The 14,732-nt window shown below is 69.7% G+C and carries 14 protein-coding genes; 10 read left to right on the top strand and 4 right to left on the bottom strand.

Translation table 11 applies throughout. From position 1 onward, the window contains the following. Nucleotides 1-7 precede the first annotated feature (7 nt). The 6 genes from AC1HIL_RS34765 to AC1HIL_RS34740 are packed head-to-tail and all read left to right on the top strand — an operon-like array spanning nt 8 to nt 7,005. Complete coding sequence (locus AC1HIL_RS34765) at nt 8-1,606, top strand: ABC transporter substrate-binding protein (protein WP_479668989.1); 1,599 nt, start codon at nt 8-10, stop codon at nt 1,604-1,606. 12 nt (nt 1,607-1,618) lie between these two features. Continuing rightward, nucleotides 1,619-2,554: an ABC transporter permease gene (locus tag AC1HIL_RS34760; RefSeq protein WP_261217367.1), complete on the top strand. Its 936-nt coding sequence runs from the start codon at nt 1,619-1,621 to the stop codon at nt 2,552-2,554. Between the two features lie 10 nt (nt 2,555-2,564). Next, nucleotides 2,565-3,440, top strand: coding sequence for an ABC transporter permease (locus AC1HIL_RS34755; RefSeq protein WP_057597733.1), 876 nt, complete (start codon nt 2,565-2,567; stop codon nt 3,438-3,440). A 10-nt stretch (nt 3,441-3,450) separates the two neighbouring features. Beyond that, nucleotides 3,451-4,533: an ABC transporter ATP-binding protein gene (locus tag AC1HIL_RS34750; protein WP_479668990.1), complete on the top strand. Its 1,083-nt coding sequence runs from the start codon at nt 3,451-3,453 to the stop codon at nt 4,531-4,533. After that, a complete protein-coding gene (locus AC1HIL_RS34745; protein WP_479668991.1) occupies nt 4,530-5,522 on the top strand; it encodes an ABC transporter ATP-binding protein in 993 nt (330 codons plus the stop codon). The genes AC1HIL_RS34750 and AC1HIL_RS34745 overlap by 4 nt, the downstream gene beginning before the upstream one ends. 34 nt (nt 5,523-5,556) lie before the next feature. Beyond that, nucleotides 5,557-7,005 (top strand): amidase, encoded by a 1,449-nt coding sequence (locus AC1HIL_RS34740; RefSeq protein WP_261217364.1) that lies wholly within the window; start codon nt 5,557-5,559, stop codon nt 7,003-7,005. 15 nt (nt 7,006-7,020) lie between these two features. On the opposite strand, the gene AC1HIL_RS34735 is transcribed toward AC1HIL_RS34740, so the two are convergent. The 3 genes from AC1HIL_RS34735 to AC1HIL_RS34725 form a co-directional block, all read right to left on the bottom strand. Beyond that, complete coding sequence (locus tag AC1HIL_RS34735) at nt 7,021-9,168, bottom strand: LamG-like jellyroll fold domain-containing protein (RefSeq protein ID WP_261217362.1); 2,148 nt, start codon at nt 9,166-9,168, stop codon at nt 7,021-7,023. A 142-nt stretch (nt 9,169-9,310) separates the two neighbouring features. Further along, nucleotides 9,311-10,045, bottom strand: coding sequence for an SDR family oxidoreductase (locus AC1HIL_RS34730; protein WP_261217355.1), 735 nt, complete (start codon nt 10,043-10,045; stop codon nt 9,311-9,313). Between the two features lie 37 nt (nt 10,046-10,082). Next, the gene (locus AC1HIL_RS34725) at nt 10,083-10,337 is read right to left on the bottom strand and encodes an Atu4866 domain-containing protein (protein ID WP_479668992.1); all 255 of its coding nucleotides are present in this window, start codon (nt 10,335-10,337) and stop codon (nt 10,083-10,085) included. Between the two features lie 222 nt (nt 10,338-10,559). Between AC1HIL_RS34725 and AC1HIL_RS34720 the strand changes: the two genes are divergently transcribed. The 3 genes from AC1HIL_RS34720 to AC1HIL_RS34710 all read left to right on the top strand — a co-directional run bounded on the left by AC1HIL_RS34720 (nt 10,560) and on the right by AC1HIL_RS34710 (nt 12,486). Then, a complete protein-coding gene (locus AC1HIL_RS34720) occupies nt 10,560-11,453 on the top strand; it encodes a LysR family transcriptional regulator (protein ID WP_261217344.1) in 894 nt (297 codons plus the stop codon). A 106-nt stretch (nt 11,454-11,559) separates the two neighbouring features. Continuing rightward, nucleotides 11,560-11,904 (top strand): hypothetical protein, encoded by a 345-nt coding sequence (locus AC1HIL_RS34715; RefSeq protein WP_261217343.1) that lies wholly within the window; start codon nt 11,560-11,562, stop codon nt 11,902-11,904. Between the two features lie 207 nt (nt 11,905-12,111). Next, nucleotides 12,112-12,486 (top strand): hypothetical protein, encoded by a 375-nt coding sequence (locus AC1HIL_RS34710; protein WP_172705735.1) that lies wholly within the window; start codon nt 12,112-12,114, stop codon nt 12,484-12,486. Nucleotides 12,487-12,504: 18 nt separating this feature from the next. Here the strand turns inward: AC1HIL_RS34710 and AC1HIL_RS34705 are convergent, their stop codons facing one another. Next, nucleotides 12,505-13,554, bottom strand: a complete 1,050-nt coding sequence (locus AC1HIL_RS34705) for a LacI family DNA-binding transcriptional regulator (RefSeq protein WP_261217341.1) — start codon at nt 13,552-13,554, stop codon at nt 12,505-12,507. Nucleotides 13,555-13,716: 162 nt separating this feature from the next. On the opposite strand from AC1HIL_RS34705, the gene AC1HIL_RS34700 reads away from it, so the two are divergent. Beyond that, a complete protein-coding gene (locus AC1HIL_RS34700; protein ID WP_057596975.1) occupies nt 13,717-14,721 on the top strand; it encodes a Bug family tripartite tricarboxylate transporter substrate binding protein in 1,005 nt (334 codons plus the stop codon). The last annotated feature ends 11 nt before the right edge of the window (nt 14,722-14,732 follow it).

The raw sequence follows: 14,732 nt of genomic DNA, 5'->3' as shown, positions 1-14,732 counted from the left end.
CCGGCTCATGAAGAATTCCCCTCCCCTGTACGCACGGCTCGCCGGCTGGGCGGTGGCATGCGCGATGGGCGCGGCCGCGACTGGCGTGTGCGCGCAGAACGCACCCGCGCCGGCCAAGACCCTGCGCATGGCGATCAACAACGACCTCAAGGTGGTCGACCCGCTGTTCAGCAACACCTACGTGACGCGCGACTACGGCTACATGGCCTTCGACACGCTGTTCTCGCGCGACAGCAAGGGCGAGCCCAAGCCGCAGATGCTCGAGCGCTTCACGCAGTCGCCCGACAACAAGGCCTGGACCTTCACGCTGCGCCCGAGCCTGAAGTTCTCCGATGGCAGCGCCGTGACATCGGCCGACGTGGTGGCCACGCTGCAGCGCTGGGCCAAGCGCGCGACCATGGGCCTGCTGCTGGCCGACTCGGGCGCGGAGTGGAAGGTGGTCGACGACAAGACCTTCTCGCTGCAGCTCAAGGAGGGCATGGGTCAGGTGCCGCTGATCCTCGCGGCCAAGACGCTGTTCATCGTGCCCGAGAAGCAGGCCAAGGCCTTCCCCGACGCGCCGATCCCCGAACCCATCGGCTCGGGCCCGTTCATCTTCAAGCGCGACGAATGGATCCCGGGCAACCGCATGGTGTTCGTGCGCAATCCCAACTACGTGCCGCGCAGCGAGCCGGCCGATGGCCTGGCCGGCGGCAAGCGCGTGAAGCTCGACCGCGTCGAGTGGCGCTACATGCCCGATGCCAACACCTCCACCTCGGCGCTGAAGAACGGCGAGGTCGACATCGTCAACGTGGTGCCGCCCGACTACCAGGCCGCGCTGCGCACCGACGCCAACGTGCGTCTCGCGCAGACCGGCATCTGGCAGCCGTTCATGGTGGCCAACACGCTGGCACCGCCGTTCAACAACCCGAAGGCGCGCGCGGCGCTGCTGCACCTGGTGAACCAGGAGGAGATCCTCGCGGGCATGGGCTTCACGCCCGAGCCCGGCAAGTCCTTCTACTGCCCGGCGGTGTTCATGTGCGGCGCGCCCAACGAGACCGCCGCGGGCGCGGAAGCCTTCAGGAAGCAGGACTTCGAGAAGGCCAAGGCGCTGCTCAAGGAGGCCGGCTACAAGGGCGAGAAGATCGTGTTCCTGCAGCCCACCGACGGCACGCAGTCGATGGCCGCGCTGATCTGGATCCAGTACCTGAAGAAGGCCGGCCTGAACCTCGACGTGCAGGTGATGGACCAGTCCTCGGTGCTGGCGCGCGTCTACAAGAAGGAAGGCCCGGCGCAGGGCGGCTGGAGCCTCTACCTCACGGCCTCGAAGAATGCGGACGTCGACACGCCGCTGACCAACGGCTGGGTGCTCTCGTCGTGCAAGGGCAGCGTGGTGCCGGGCTGGCCCTGCGACGCGAAGATCGACGAACTGCGCGACGCCTGGATCCGCGAGGGCGATGCCGCCAAGCGCAAGCAGCTGGTGGACAACCTGCAGCGCCGCTTCTATGAAGCGCCGCCCTACATCCCCTACGGCCAGTACCCGGCCACCTTCGCGGCGCGCAAGGACGTGAAGGGCACCGAGCTGTTCGGCATGGGCATCCCGATCATGTGGAACGTCGAGAAGTAAGGGGACCGCGGCATGGAATATGTGATCCGGCGCGTGCTCGCCACGGTGCCGGTGATGCTGGTGGTGTCGGTGATCGTGTTCCTGCTGATCCACCTCGCCCCCGGCGATCCGGTGTTGCTGATCGTCGGCGACTTCGCCACGCCCGAGCAGATCGCACAGACGCGCGCCGCCCTGGGGCTGGACCAGCCGCTGTGGCACCAGTTCGTGGTCTGGGTCGGCAACGTGGTGCGCGGCGACTTCGGCGTCTCGCTGTTCAACCAGATGCCGGTGTCGCAACTGCTGGGCCAGCGCATCGGCGCCACGCTGTCGATCGCCTTCTTCACCATCCTCGTGGCGGTGCTGCTGTCGATCCCGCTGGGCGTGCTCGCGGCCTACCGCGCCGGCAGCTGGATCGACCGGCTGGTGATGGTTTTCGCGGTGTGCGCGTTCTCGATGCCGGTGTTCCTCACCGGCTACCTGCTGGTCTACACCTTCGCGCTCAAGCTGCAGTGGCTGCCGGTGCAGGGCTACCGCGGCATCGCCGAGGGCGTGCTGCCCTGGCTCAAGCACCTGGTGCTGCCGTGCCTGAACCTCGGGCTGCTCTACACCGCGCTGCTCACGCGCATGACGCGAGCGTCGATGCTCGAGGTGCTGCACGAGGACTACATCCGCACCGCGCGGGCCAAGGGCCTGGGCGTGCTGCCGGTGCTGGGCCATGCGCTGCGCAACGCGGCGATCCCGATCGTCACCACCATCGGCGTGGGCATCGCGCTGCTGCTGGGCGGCGTGGTGGTCACCGAGACCGTGTTCTCGATTCCGGGACTCGGCAGCCTGGTGGTCGACGCGGTGCAGCACCATGACTACCCGGTGATCCAGAGCCTGCTGCTGCTGTCGGCGGCGGCCTATGTGCTGATCAACCTGCTGGTCGACCTGAGCTACAGCCTGTTCGACCCGCGCATCCGCTATTGAGGCCCCGCGAATGACCGAAGCCATCCTGAACCCCGGCGCCGCGCGGCGCCCTCCCTCGCCGGCGCTGCGGCTGCTGCGCAAGCACTACACGCTGATCCTCGGCGTGCTGATCCTGCTGGTGGTGGTCACGGCCGCGCTGGGCGCGCCGTGGATCGCGACCCACGATCCGCAGGCCATCAACCCGATCGCGCGCATGAAGGCGCCCTCGGCCGAGCATTACTTCGGCACCGACGCGCTCGGGCGCGACACCTTCAGCCGCGCCGTCTGGGGCGCGCGCGTCTCGCTCGTGACCGGCGCCTCGGTGGCGCTGCTGGCCACGCTGCTGGGCGTGCTGCTCGGCCTGCTGGCGGGCTTCGTGCGCTGGACCGACGGGCCGATCATGCGCGTGATGGACGGCCTGATGGCGATCCCCGGCATCCTGCTGGCGATCGCGCTGATGGCGCTCACCAAGGCCAGCCTGACGACGGTGATCGTCGCCATCACCGTGCCCGAGGTGCCGCGCATGGTGCGGCTGGTGCGCGCGCTCTCGCTGTCGCTGCGCGAGCGGCTCTACGTGGAGGCCGCGCATGCGCTGGGCACGCGGCTGCGCACCATCCTGTGGCGGCACGTGCTGCCCAACATCCTGGCGCCGCTGCTGGTGCAAGCCACCTTCATCGCCGCGTCGGCCGTGCTGGCCGAGGCCGCGCTGTCCTTCCTCGGCGTCGGCGTGCCGCCGCAGGTGCCGAGCTGGGGCAACATGATCTCGGAAGGCCGCAACCTGATCGCGATCGTGTTCTATCCCATCGTGTTCCCGGGCCTGCTGCTCGGGCTCACGGTGCTGGCGATCAACCTGCTGGGCGACGGCCTGCGCGATGCGCTCGACCCGCACGTGGCGCGCCAGCTCTGAGGACATGTCCATGAACGACACCCCCCTGGCCGCCAAGGGCGCGGCGCACCGCGCGGGCGATGCGCCGCTGCTCGAGATCGACGGCCTGCACACCTACTTCGACACCCTGGCCGGCGAGGTGCGCTCGGTCCACGGCGTCTCCTACCGCGTCGAGGCCGGCCAGACGGTCGGCGTGGTCGGCGAGTCGGGCTGCGGCAAGAGCGTGACGGCGCTGTCCGTGATGCGGCTGATCCAGACCCCGCCCGGGCGCTTCGCCGGCGGCGCCATCCGCTACCGCGGCACCGACCTCTTGAAGCTCAGCGAGGCCGAGATGCGCCGCATCCGCGGCAACCGCATCTCGATGATCTTCCAGGAGCCGATGACCTCGCTGAACCCGGTGCTGACCGTGGGCCGGCAGATCGCCGAGACCGTGATGCTGCACCAGCAGGTGGGCCGCCGCGAGGCGCTGGCGCGCGCCACCGAGATGCTGCGGCTGGTGCAGATCCCCGAGCCGCAGCGGCGCGTGAACGAGTATCCGCACCAGCTCTCGGGCGGCATGCGCCAGCGCGTGATGATCGCGCTGGCCCTGGCCTGCCATCCCGAGCTGCTGATCGCCGACGAGCCGACCACCGCGCTCGACGTGACGATCCAGGCCCAGATCCTCGAGCTGCTGCGCGGCCTGCAGCGCGAGCTCGGCATGGGCATCGTGATGATCACGCACGACCTCGGCGTGGTGGCCGAGTGCTGCGACCGCGTGGTCGTGATGTATGCCGGGCGCAAGGTGGAGGAGGCCGACGTGCTCGATCTGTTCGAGCGGCCGCTGCATCCCTACACGCGCGCGCTGATGGCCTCGATGCCCTCGATGAACACGCACAGCGCGCGGCTGACCGAGATCCCCGGCATCGTACCCTCGCCGCACGAGGCGGTGCGCGGCTGCGCCTTCGCGCCGCGCTGCGGCTTCGCGAGCGAGCGCTGCCGCAACGAGGTGCCGCCGCTCGAGGAACACGGCGCGGGCGCGTCGCACCTGTCGGCCTGTTTCCATGTCGAGGAGCTGGTGCGCACGACCGAAGTACCGACGGCCCAGGCCGTCCTGATGCAGGAGGCCGGCGCATGAGCAAGAACGCGACAACCGAGGCGGGCACGCCCTTGCTCGAGGTGCGCGACCTGCGCAAGCACTACCAGTCGCCGGGCTCGTGGATCTCGCGGCGCAAGGCCTCGAAGGTCTACGCGGTCGACGGCGTGTCGTTCTCGGTGGCCGCGGGCGAGACGCTGGCGCTGGTCGGCGAGTCGGGCTGCGGCAAGACCACCACCGGCAAGTCGATCCTGCGGCTGATCGAGCCGACCTCGGGCACGGTGCAACTCAATGGGCGCGACCTGCTCTCGCTCGACGCCGGCGCGATGCGCGAGCAGCGGCGCGAGATGCAGATCATCTTCCAGGACCCCTACGCCTCGCTCAATCCGCGCATGACGGCCGGCGAGCTGGTGGCGGAGCCGCTGCGCAACTTCGGCGAGTCGAACGACGCGCAGCGCAACGAGCGCGTGGCGTGGCTGTTCTCGAAGGTCGGCCTGCGGCCCGAGGCCATGAAGAAGCTGCCGCACGAGTTCTCGGGCGGCCAGCGCCAGCGCCTGGGCATCGCGCGCGCCCTGGCGCTGAACCCGAAGCTGATCGTCTGCGACGAGCCGGTGTCGGCGCTCGACGTGTCGGTGCAGGCGCAGGTGATCAACCTGCTGACCGACCTGCAGGCCGAGTTCGGCATCGCCTACCTGTTCGTCGCGCACGACCTCGCGGTGGTGCGCCACATCAGCCACCGCGTGGCCGTGATGTACCTCGGCAAGATCGTCGAGATCGCCGGGCGCGACACGCTGTTTCGCGCGCCGCTGCATCCCTACACCGAGATCCTGCTGTCGGCGGTGCCCGTGCCCGACCCGCGCGTGCGCACGCAGCGCCGGCTGCTCAAGGGCGATCCGCCCAACCCGGCCGCGCCGCCCTCGGGCTGCCGCTTTCACACGCGCTGCCCGATGGCGCAGGCGCGCTGCGCCGAGGAGGAGCCGGTGCTCGAACAAAAGACGGCGGGCCAATGGGTGGCCTGCCATTTCCGCTGACTGCAAATCCACTCACACAAGGAAAGCGATACCGATGATTGCCGAATACGACAAGCTCGATGCCGTGGCCATGGCCGACCTGGTCCGCCGCCGCGAGCTCAAGGCAGAGGAACTCCTCGACGAGGCCATTGCCCGCACCGAGGCGCGCGACACCGTGCTCAACGCCGTCACCACGCGCTTCTTCGACCTCGCGCGCGACCGCATCGCGCAGGGCCTGCCCGACGGCCCGCTGCGCGGCGTGCCCTTCCTGCTCAAGGACCTGGGCGTGTTCTACGCCGGCACCAAAACCACCAGCGCCTCGCGCCTGTTCGCCGACTTCAGCTCGCCGATCGACAGCACCCTGGCCGAGCGCTACGTGCGCGCCGGCCTCGTGATCTTCGGCAAGTCGAGCCTGTCGGAATTCGGCATCAGCGCCACCAACGAGCCCGAGATGTTCGGCCCCTGCCGCAACCCGTGGAGCCTGGAGCACACCACGGGCGGCTCGAGCGGCGGTGCCGCCGCGGCCGTGGCCGGCGGCATCATCCCGAGCGCGCACGCGGCCGACGGCGGCGGCTCGATCCGCATCCCCGCTTCGCACTGCGGCCTGTTCGGCCTCAAGCCCACGCGCGCGCGCGTGCCGCTCGGCCCGCACATCAGCGAGAGCTGGGCCGGCATGACCATCCATCACGTGGTGACGCGCTCGGTGCGCGACAGCGCCGTGCTGCTCGACGTCTCGCAGGGCGCCGCGCCCGGCGATCCGTACTGGGCGCCGCCGCCCGCGGCCTCGTACCTCGAGCTGACGAAGCGTGATCCGCAGCGCCTGCGCATCGCCGTCTCGCTCAAGTCCTTCGAGGCCGTGGCGCTCGATCCGCAGGTACGCGCCGGCGTCGAGAACGCGGCGAAGCTGTGCGAATCCCTGGGCCACCAGGTCGAGTGGGTCGATCCCGCGCTGGACGACGTGATCTCCGACGACGAGTACATCCAGTGCCGCGCCGACATCATCCACGCCAGCATGTACACCTCGCTGCTGCGCCGCAACCGGCAACTGGGCCGCGACTTCAGCGGCCGCGACCTGCAGCGCGTGACCGCGCTGTTCGCCGAGGCCGGCCGCGAGGTCAGCGCGCAGACCTACCTCAACGCCATCCAGACCCTGCAGCGCGCGAGCCGCGCCCTGGGCCAGCAGTTCGAGAAGTGGGACGTGCTGCTCGGACCCGTCTGCGCCACGCCGCCGCACAAGCTCGGCGTGGTCGACATGGAGAGCACCGACCTCGCGAGCTACAAGGCCATCGCGCGCAGCCACACGGGCTACACCTCGATCTGGAACGTGGCCGGCAACCCCGCGATGTCGGTGCCGCTGCACTGGTCGAAGGAAGGCCTGCCGATCGGCGTGCAGTTCACGGGACGCTTCGGCGCGGAGGACACGCTGTACCAGCTCGCGGGGCAGATCGAGCGCGCGGCGCCGTGGGCGGACCGCCGGCCGGAAGCGTTTCCGGCCACGTCCTGAAGTTGTCCCGCGCCCCTAGCGCCGCGCGGTGAGCCACTGCGACGGCGTCAATGCCGCCGCGACCACGCGCACCTCGCCGATGTTGCCGAAGAAGCCGTCGGCGCGGTCGCCGTCCCACGAGCCGCCGCCCACCACCCAGGGCGAGCTCGCCGACAGCGTGGCGAGGCCGGGGATCGCGGCGGCGTTGCGCAGCACCGGTGCGCCTTCGACGTACATGGTGGTGTCGTGCGAGACCGGGTCGTTCACGATGGCGATGTGCACCCAGCGGTCGGCGATCACCTCGCCCGACCAGTTGGCCTTGGGCTCGCGCCGGCCCGCGGGGCTCGGCACCACCTCCCACTGCACCTCGCGCAGGCTCGAGATCGCGAACAGCATCGGCGGCGATTCACCGTCGCCGCCCGCATAGCCCGCGAGGTCGCCGCGGCGGCCGTCGCGCGTCATGATGTTCATCCACGCCTGGTTGCCGCTGGTCCAGCTCTTGTCGATCTTGACGAAGGCCTCGACCGTGTAGCCGCTCTCCAGCGTCTGCGCATTGATCGGCGCGCTGGCGTCGGTGAGGAAGTAGCTCAGGCGCGGCGTGTTCTTGTTGGTGTTGAGGAAACGCACCGAGCCCGGCGCCGCCGACAGGTGGTGGCGGTCGTCGGTCCAGACCACGTCGCCATTGGCCGCGCCCTTCACGCCGCCCTGGTCGAGCGCATCGCGGTGCAGCGGGTTGTTGCCCGTGACGTCGGCCACCACCGTGCCCGGCAGCACCGGCTGGTTGAGCGCGCCGCCGAAGAAGCGCCAGTGCGCCAGCGTGTTCGCGACCTTCGGATAGTCCTCCGCGTCGGCGGCGGGGCGCTGCGCGACGGTCTCGGGATCCTTGTAGTTGGCGAGGATCATCGCGCGCGCCTTGTCGACCAGCGAACCCTCGATGACCGCGCTGCCGCTGGCGAAGGCCTTGTTGAAGCCGGCGAAGCGCTGCGCGAAATCCATTTCGATCTCGAAGGCCTCGTTGGGCGTGATCAGCACCGCCTGGTCGAAGGCGTTGAGCGTGGCGGCCGGCTTCTGCGGCACCCACGGCGAGAACGACAGCACCTTGATCTTCTTGTTCGTCAGGTCGAACTCGTAGAGGCGCATCAGGCCGTTGCCGCCCTGGTAGGCCATCTGGTAGTCCACCACCATCTCCTCGACCTTGTGGCCGAAGTCGTTGGTCTTCGTGAGGTGCGCGGCGCCATGGTGGTGGCCGTTGAGCGTCATGAAGATCTGGTCGTTGTCGCGGATCAGCTTCTCCCACAGCATCTTGCCGTAGTCGGTCTCGAGCGGACTGGTGCCGTCGGCATCGATATTGAGCAGCTGGTGGTTCGACAGGATCACCGGCAAGGTCGGGTTCTTCGCGATCACCTGGCGCGCCCAGGCGATGCCCGCGGCGGAGATGCGCCACGACAGCGACAGCACCATGAACTTCTGGCCCTGCGCCTCGAACACGTGGTACTCGTGGAAACCGCTCGGGTCGCGCCCGCCGAAGGTGGCCTGCTTCTTCGCGCGCTCGGTGCCGAACCACTGGATGTAGGGCTCCTTGCTCGGGTCGCGGTCGGCGTCGGTGCCGCCGACCGGGTCGACGCCGTAGTCGACGTCGCGCAGCACGTCGTGGTTGCCGGCCAGCACGCTGTAGGGCAGCTTCGCGTCCTCGAGCAGCTTCATCGCCGCATCGGCCACCTTCCACTGGTCGGGCTTGCCGACCTGGTCGACCACGTCGCCGAGGTGGATGGTGAAGGGGATGTTGAGCGCCTTGGCGTTGTCGGCGATCCACTTCGTCTGCGCGGCGAAGGGCGCGCTGCCGAAGCGCTTGTCGTACTGGTCGCTCTCGGCCGCGGTGGCGTAGCGTGCATAGAACTGGGTGTCGGGCATCACGGCCAGCGCGAAGCTCGAGATCTTCGCGGCGACCGCTGGCGCCGGTGCCGGCGCGGGGGCCGCCGGGGCGGGCGCGGGCAGGGCGCCCAGCACCGGCGAGCCGCCGCCACCACCGCCACAGGCGGCGAGCAGCGCGCCGCTGCCGCCGAGGGTCAGCAGCGAGGCGCCGAGCTTGAGCAGGTCGCGCCGCGGCGGCGTGGTGGATTCGGGTGCGGAAGGCGAGGCGTCGCGCGGCTCGGTCGTGCCGCGCGGATCGTCGGGGAAATTCATTGCAAGCTGAACGAAAGGATGAAGGCGCGCAGCGTAGGAAGACGGGGTGACGTGGGCGTGTCAGCGGCGTGACGCTTGCGGCTGTCATGTAGATCGCGCGCCGGACGCTTGAAGCGACGCCCGGCGCGAATCGAAGCGCCGATCAATGCGCGCTGGCAGTCGGCCGAATGACGATCTCGCTCGTGTCCACGTCCTCGGGCTGCGAGATCGCGAAGTCGATGGCGCGCGCGATCGCCGATGCGCTGATGGCCACTTTCCTGAACTCCTTCATCTCGTCGCGGCCCTTCTGGTCCGAGATGGTGTCGGCCAGTTCCGATTCGGTCACGCCTGGGCTGATCGTCGTGACGCGGATGTCCTGGTGCTCCTGGCGCAGGCCCTCGGAGAGGGCCCAGACCGCGTACTTGGTCGCGCAATAGACGGCCGCCGTGGGCGAGACGGCGTGCGCACCGATCGACGCGACGTTCACCACGTGGCCCGCGCCCTGCTTCTGCATGGTGGGCAGCACGGCGGCAATGCCGTGCAGCACGCCGCGGATGTTGACGTCGATCATCCGGTCCCATTCCTCGAGCTTGAGCGAGGCGAGCGGCGACAGGGGCATGACGCCGGCGTTGTTGACGATGACGTCGATGCGGCCGAAGCGCGCGATGGCGTGGGCCGCGAAGGCCTGCACGTCCTCGCGCCGCGTCACGTCGAGTGCGCGGGCCTCGGCGATGCCGCCGGCGGCGACGATGTCCGCGACGATCCGATCCAGCCGCTCGGTGCGCCGCGCGCCGAGCAGCACGGTGGCGCCGTTCTGCGCGAGCAGGCGGGCGGTGGCTTCGCCGATGCCGCTGCTGGCGCCGGTGATGAGGATGACCTTGGAAGTCTTTGCGTTCATGGTGGGTTCTTTCTGGGGTTGGAGAAGAGGGTTCGGGTCATCGGGGGGCGCCGGGCGCGACGCGCCTGAGCACCATCCCGCCGTGATGCAGCACGCCATCGATGAAGTCGCCATCGGCCGTGAAGCCCGTGTCGTCGACGTACTCGATGTGGTTGCCTTCGATGACGTAGCGGCCGCGGTAGGCGCTCTCGCGATTGCCGCGCACCTCGTCATAGCGGCCGTTGGGAAGCAGCTGATGGCGCACGTGGCCGTCGCCGGTCACCCACATGCCGAGATAGGGATGCGTTGTCATGTCCGATTCCTTGGAAGATCGAGCCTGGGCTCGGTGGGGGGCGGCGAGGGCCGTGCCGAGGGCCAGGAGCCCGAGGCTCAGCAGACCGCGCCGCGTGGGTTTCCGGCGCTTGCAGGCTGCTGGAGAAGGGGTGGTTCGTGAAGTCATGGGCTCACTTTAGGAAGGCGCGGCGGTTAAGAGAACTCCCCGATCGCTGACTGCGCCGGTTAGCATTGCTAACCAATGGACGCCGACTTCAACCTGTTGCGCTTCTTCCTCGCGGTCGCGAAGGCGCAGAACTTCCGCGCCGCCGCGGACCATCTGGGCGTCACGCGTTCGGCCGTCAGCCAGGGCATCCGGCGGCTCGAGGACAGCCTGGGCATCGCGCTGGTCCAGCGCTCGACGCGCCACGTGCGCCTGACCGAGGCGGGCGAAGCGCTGCACCGGCAGATTGCCGAGCCGCTGTCGACGGTGGGCGCGGCGCTGGAGGAGGCCGCGGTCGAAGGCCCCTCGCGCGGCGTGCTGCGGGTGGCGGTGACCTCGATCGCCGAGCGCTTCCTCTCGGGCCCGCTGATCGGCAGCTTCGCGGCGGCCCATCCCGGCGTCACGCTCGACGTGACCGTGACCGACGACGAGTCGGACATCGTCGCCGCGGGCTTCGATGCCGGCGTGCGGCTCGGCGAGGTCATCGAGCAGGACATGGTGGCGGTCCCGCTCACCGGGCCGCAGCGCCAGATGGTCGTGGCGAGCCCGGCCTACCTGGCCGCGCACGGCGTGCCGACGCATCCGCGCGAGCTGCTCGCGCATTGCTGCATCGGATGGCGCCGTTCGCTCAAGGAAGCGCCGTACCGCTGGGAGTTCCGCGAGGACGGACGCGACTTCGCGCTGACGGTGGAACCGAGGATCACCACCAACGACATGCTGCTGATGATCCGCACCGCGCTCGCGGACACCGGCATCACGATCGGCATGGAGGAGACCTTCCGGCCCTACATCGATCGCGGCGAACTGGTCTCGGTGCTCGACGATTTCCTGCCGAGCTTCGCGGGCTTCTTCCTGTACTTTCCGAGCCGCCGGAACCAGCCGCGCAAGTTGCGCGCGCTGGTCGATCACGTCAGGGCCTTCGCGCAACGCTGAGCCCGTGCCGTGGGTGCCCGGCACGGCATCGCCGGTGTCGCGCAACCCCACGTTCGGGGGAGGCCGCGAGGCCCGGCGCGGCCGGGGCTTTGGCGACAATGGACCGATGCTTCTTTCTCCTCCGAGCGGTATGGATCGTGTGCAGGGTCTGGCGGCGCGGCTGGGTTGCAGCGTGGCCGTCCATTGCGAGCCCTATGGCCGCCCCAAGGCCGCCGTGATGGGCGGTGTCTCGAGCCTCGCGATGACGCTCAAGGCGTTCGGCGGGCGCTGGGACAGGACGGAGCGGGTCTACGTCTTCGCCAGCTGGTCGATGCTCGAGGCCGCCCTGGCGCATTGCGTCGCGCACGGGAGCGACTCCCCCCGTGTCGGCTCCGGCGCTCCGGCCACATGTCACGCGCGACCCGCAATGCACCTTCGGCTATCGGTCTCCGAAGGGTCTATGAAGAAATGAATATGGAAGTTTTACAAAAAATGTAGCCAAATAGCGCTTCCCCGTGCGGATCGCGGTTCGGCGCAGCGCGCTTCCGTCACCCGCGGGGAAGTTCAGGGCCGGCCCTGGACCATTCGACGGGCCGGGCAGGCGACGTGGCGTCGCGCGCTTGGGGAGGAAGGGCCTCGAGGCCCAGGGGACGATCCGTAGAGAAAGCGTGAATGAGCCATGGATCATCGTGCCGCTTCAATGGCGGTTGACTCGTTCGGGTCGAACTCGTTTTCGGTCGACATCGAGCTGCCCGTGCTCCTCAATGGGCGACGCCAGACCAGTCCGGCGCGAGTCGTCTTCAAGAAAATCCCCCGCGAAGCGCTCACCCGCTGGATGCTCGACCAGGACGGCTGCTACCGCTCGGACAAGGACCTCCTGACCGAGGTGCTGCTGGACGTGGTGAACCCCTACAGGCCCACGCAGCGCTCGGCCACGTCGATGCTCAACGATGCGATCGGCGACGAGCGGACCGCGGCGTTCCTCGTCGCGGTTTTCCTCCAGCATTGCCAGGCGCCCGGACCCGGGCAGACGCTGCTCCAGGACCCGGGCTGAAACGATCCTCGCGCCGTGTCAGCGCGGCACCGGGCCCGTGCTCGCGCGCTCCATCAGCCGCACCGGCAAGGCGACGGGCGCCGCGGCCGAACCCGCGCCCAGCCGCGCCAGCAACTGCCGTCCCGCCTGCTCGCCGATCTCGCGGATCGGCAGGTGCACGGTGGTCAGCGGCGGATGCAGGTAGGGCGCGAAGTCGTTGTCGTTGAAGCTCGCGACCGACAGCCGGCGCGGCACCTCGATGCCGGCCTGGTCGAGCGCGGCCAGCGCGCCGGCCGCGAGGTAGTCGCTGCCGCAGACGATGGCGCTGACCGGGGGCTCGCGGCGCGCGATGGCCTGCATGGCTTCGAAGCCTTCGCGAAAGCCGTGCTCGGTCTCGACCACGGCATCGCCGTGCAGCGCGAGCGAGCGCTCGGCCATCGCGAGCTTGAGGTCGCGCAGCCGGCGCCGGGCGCGCTCGCTGTCCGCGGTGCGCCCGCCGATGTAGCCGAGGCTGCGATGGCCGAGCGCGCGCAGGTGCTCGACGACCAGCACGGCGGCGGCCTGCTCGTCGAAGCCGATGCTGCTGCCGGTGGCATCGGGCGGCGCCCACATGCACACGAAGGGCGTGTGGCTCGCGCCGAGCATGGCGAGCACCTGCGGCGGCTGCTCGGCACCGAGCAGCGCCACCGCGTCGACGCCGCGCTCGAGCAGCGTGCGCAGGATGGCCGTGTCGCCGGTGGCCCGCGGCTCGGGCGCGGACAGCAGCAGCGTGTAGCCGCCGGCGGCCAGCGTCGTTTCGAGCGCCTGGATCAGCGCCGGGAACGACGAGCTGCCGAAGCGCGGCACGATCGCGCCGACCGTCATCGTGCGGCGCATCGCGAGCGCGCGCGCGGTGCCGTTGGCCACATAGCCGAGCTGCTCGACCGCCGCCATCACGCGCAGCCGGGTCGGCTCGCTGATCATGTCCGGCCGGCTCAGCACGCGCGACACGGTGCCGGTCGACACGTCCGCGAGCGCCGCGACATCGGCCAGCGAGGCGGCGCGGGCGGCGGGCGCCCGTGGGGTGGAAGGGGAGCGGGTGGCGGTCATGAGCGGGCGATGGACAGCGCATGTTAGCCGCCCCGTGCAAGCGCATGCATGCCTAGGTGCTAACCCCGGGGTCGCCTGGATTCGATTGCTCCTATGCTTCGTGCAAGCGCTTGCACCAACCGCCTGGAACGCGCTGGCGGGCCCACGAATGGAGACAGTCCGATGCATCCGATCCCAACGCTTCGCCGCGCGCTGCTCGCTGCCGCCGCGCTCGCCGCCGCCTGCACGGCGGCACCGGTCGCGCTGGCGCAGCCCGCCGCCTGGCCCGTTCCCGGCAAGCCGATCCGCATCGTCGTGCCCTTCCCCGCGGGCTCGGGCTCCGACGTCACGGCCCGGGTGATCGCCAAGCTGATGACCGATGAGCTCGGTGGCGCGCCCGTGATCGTCGACAACAAGCCCGGCGCCGGCACCTTCATCGGCGCGCAGGAGGTGGCGCGCGCTCCCGCCGACGGCCACACGCTGCTCTACACCATCGTCATCACGCACACGCAGAACCCGCACCTGTATTCGAAGCTGCCCTACGACCCGGTCAGGGACTTCACGCCGCTGGCGCAGATGGTGAAGTCGGCCACGGTGCTGATCGCGCCGCCCGATGCGCCGTTCAGGAACATCGGCGAACTCGTGGCCTATGCCAGGGCGAACCCGGGCAAGCTCAACTACGCCTCGTTCTCGCAGGGCTCGACCTCGCACCTGAATGGCGAACTGCTGCAGATGCGCACCGGCACGAAGATGACGCACGTGCCCTACAAGGGCACGGCCGATGCCTCGCGCGCGCTGGTCGCGGGCGAGGTGCAGCTGTACTTCGACGGCACCGCCACGGCGGTGCAACTGATCAAGGCCGGCAAGGCCATCGGCCTCGGCACGGCCACGCCGGCGCGCGTGCCGGTGCTGCCCGACATGCCGACCATCGCCGAGCAGGGCGTGAAGGGCCTGGACATCGTGGGCTGGCAGGGCATCTTCGGGCCCGGCCACATGGACCCCGCCGTCGCGAAGAGGATCGGCGACCTGCTCGCGAAGATCGCGCGCTCGCCCGAGATGCTCAAGCTGATCGAGACGCAGGGCAACGAACCATCGGGCGCCTCGGGCCCCGCCTTCGCCGCCATCGTGAAGAACGACAGCGAGCGCTGGGGCGAGGTCATCAAGGCCGCCAACATCAAGCTCGACTGAGCGCAGGAGAC

The sequence above is a fragment of the Variovorax sp. ISS6 genome (assembly GCF_056523145.1).
The sequence above is the reverse complement of the archived record's forward strand: the minus strand, read 5'-3'. Positions and strand labels throughout refer to the sequence as shown.

What these genes read in the sequence shown, in the direction of transcription:
- AC1HIL_RS34765 (WP_479668989.1), top strand. Translation starts at nt 8, where the DNA reads ATGAAGAATTCCCCTCCCCTGTACGCACGGCTCGCCGGCTGGGCGGTG.
- AC1HIL_RS34730 (WP_261217355.1), bottom strand. Translation starts at nt 10,045, where the DNA reads ATGAACGCAAAGACTTCCAAGGTCATCCTCATCACCGGCGCCAGCAGC.
- AC1HIL_RS34710 (WP_172705735.1), top strand. Translation starts at nt 12,112, where the DNA reads ATGGATCATCGTGCCGCTTCAATGGCGGTTGACTCGTTCGGGTCGAAC.
- AC1HIL_RS34750 (WP_479668990.1), top strand. Translation starts at nt 3,451, where the DNA reads ATGAACGACACCCCCCTGGCCGCCAAGGGCGCGGCGCACCGCGCGGGC.
- AC1HIL_RS34745 (WP_479668991.1), top strand. Translation starts at nt 4,530, where the DNA reads ATGAGCAAGAACGCGACAACCGAGGCGGGCACGCCCTTGCTCGAGGTG.
- AC1HIL_RS34715 (WP_261217343.1), top strand. Translation starts at nt 11,560, where the DNA reads ATGCTTCTTTCTCCTCCGAGCGGTATGGATCGTGTGCAGGGTCTGGCG.
- AC1HIL_RS34725 (WP_479668992.1), bottom strand. Translation starts at nt 10,337, where the DNA reads ATGACAACGCATCCCTATCTCGGCATGTGGGTGACCGGCGACGGCCAC.
- AC1HIL_RS34700 (WP_057596975.1), top strand. Translation starts at nt 13,717, where the DNA reads ATGCATCCGATCCCAACGCTTCGCCGCGCGCTGCTCGCTGCCGCCGCG.
- AC1HIL_RS34755 (WP_057597733.1), top strand. Translation starts at nt 2,565, where the DNA reads ATGACCGAAGCCATCCTGAACCCCGGCGCCGCGCGGCGCCCTCCCTCG.
- AC1HIL_RS34760 (WP_261217367.1), top strand. Translation starts at nt 1,619, where the DNA reads ATGGAATATGTGATCCGGCGCGTGCTCGCCACGGTGCCGGTGATGCTG.
- AC1HIL_RS34740 (WP_261217364.1), top strand. Translation starts at nt 5,557, where the DNA reads ATGATTGCCGAATACGACAAGCTCGATGCCGTGGCCATGGCCGACCTG.
- AC1HIL_RS34735 (WP_261217362.1), bottom strand. Translation starts at nt 9,168, where the DNA reads ATGAATTTCCCCGACGATCCGCGCGGCACGACCGAGCCGCGCGACGCC.
- AC1HIL_RS34720 (WP_261217344.1), top strand. Translation starts at nt 10,560, where the DNA reads ATGGACGCCGACTTCAACCTGTTGCGCTTCTTCCTCGCGGTCGCGAAG.
- AC1HIL_RS34705 (WP_261217341.1), bottom strand. Translation starts at nt 13,554, where the DNA reads ATGACCGCCACCCGCTCCCCTTCCACCCCACGGGCGCCCGCCGCCCGC.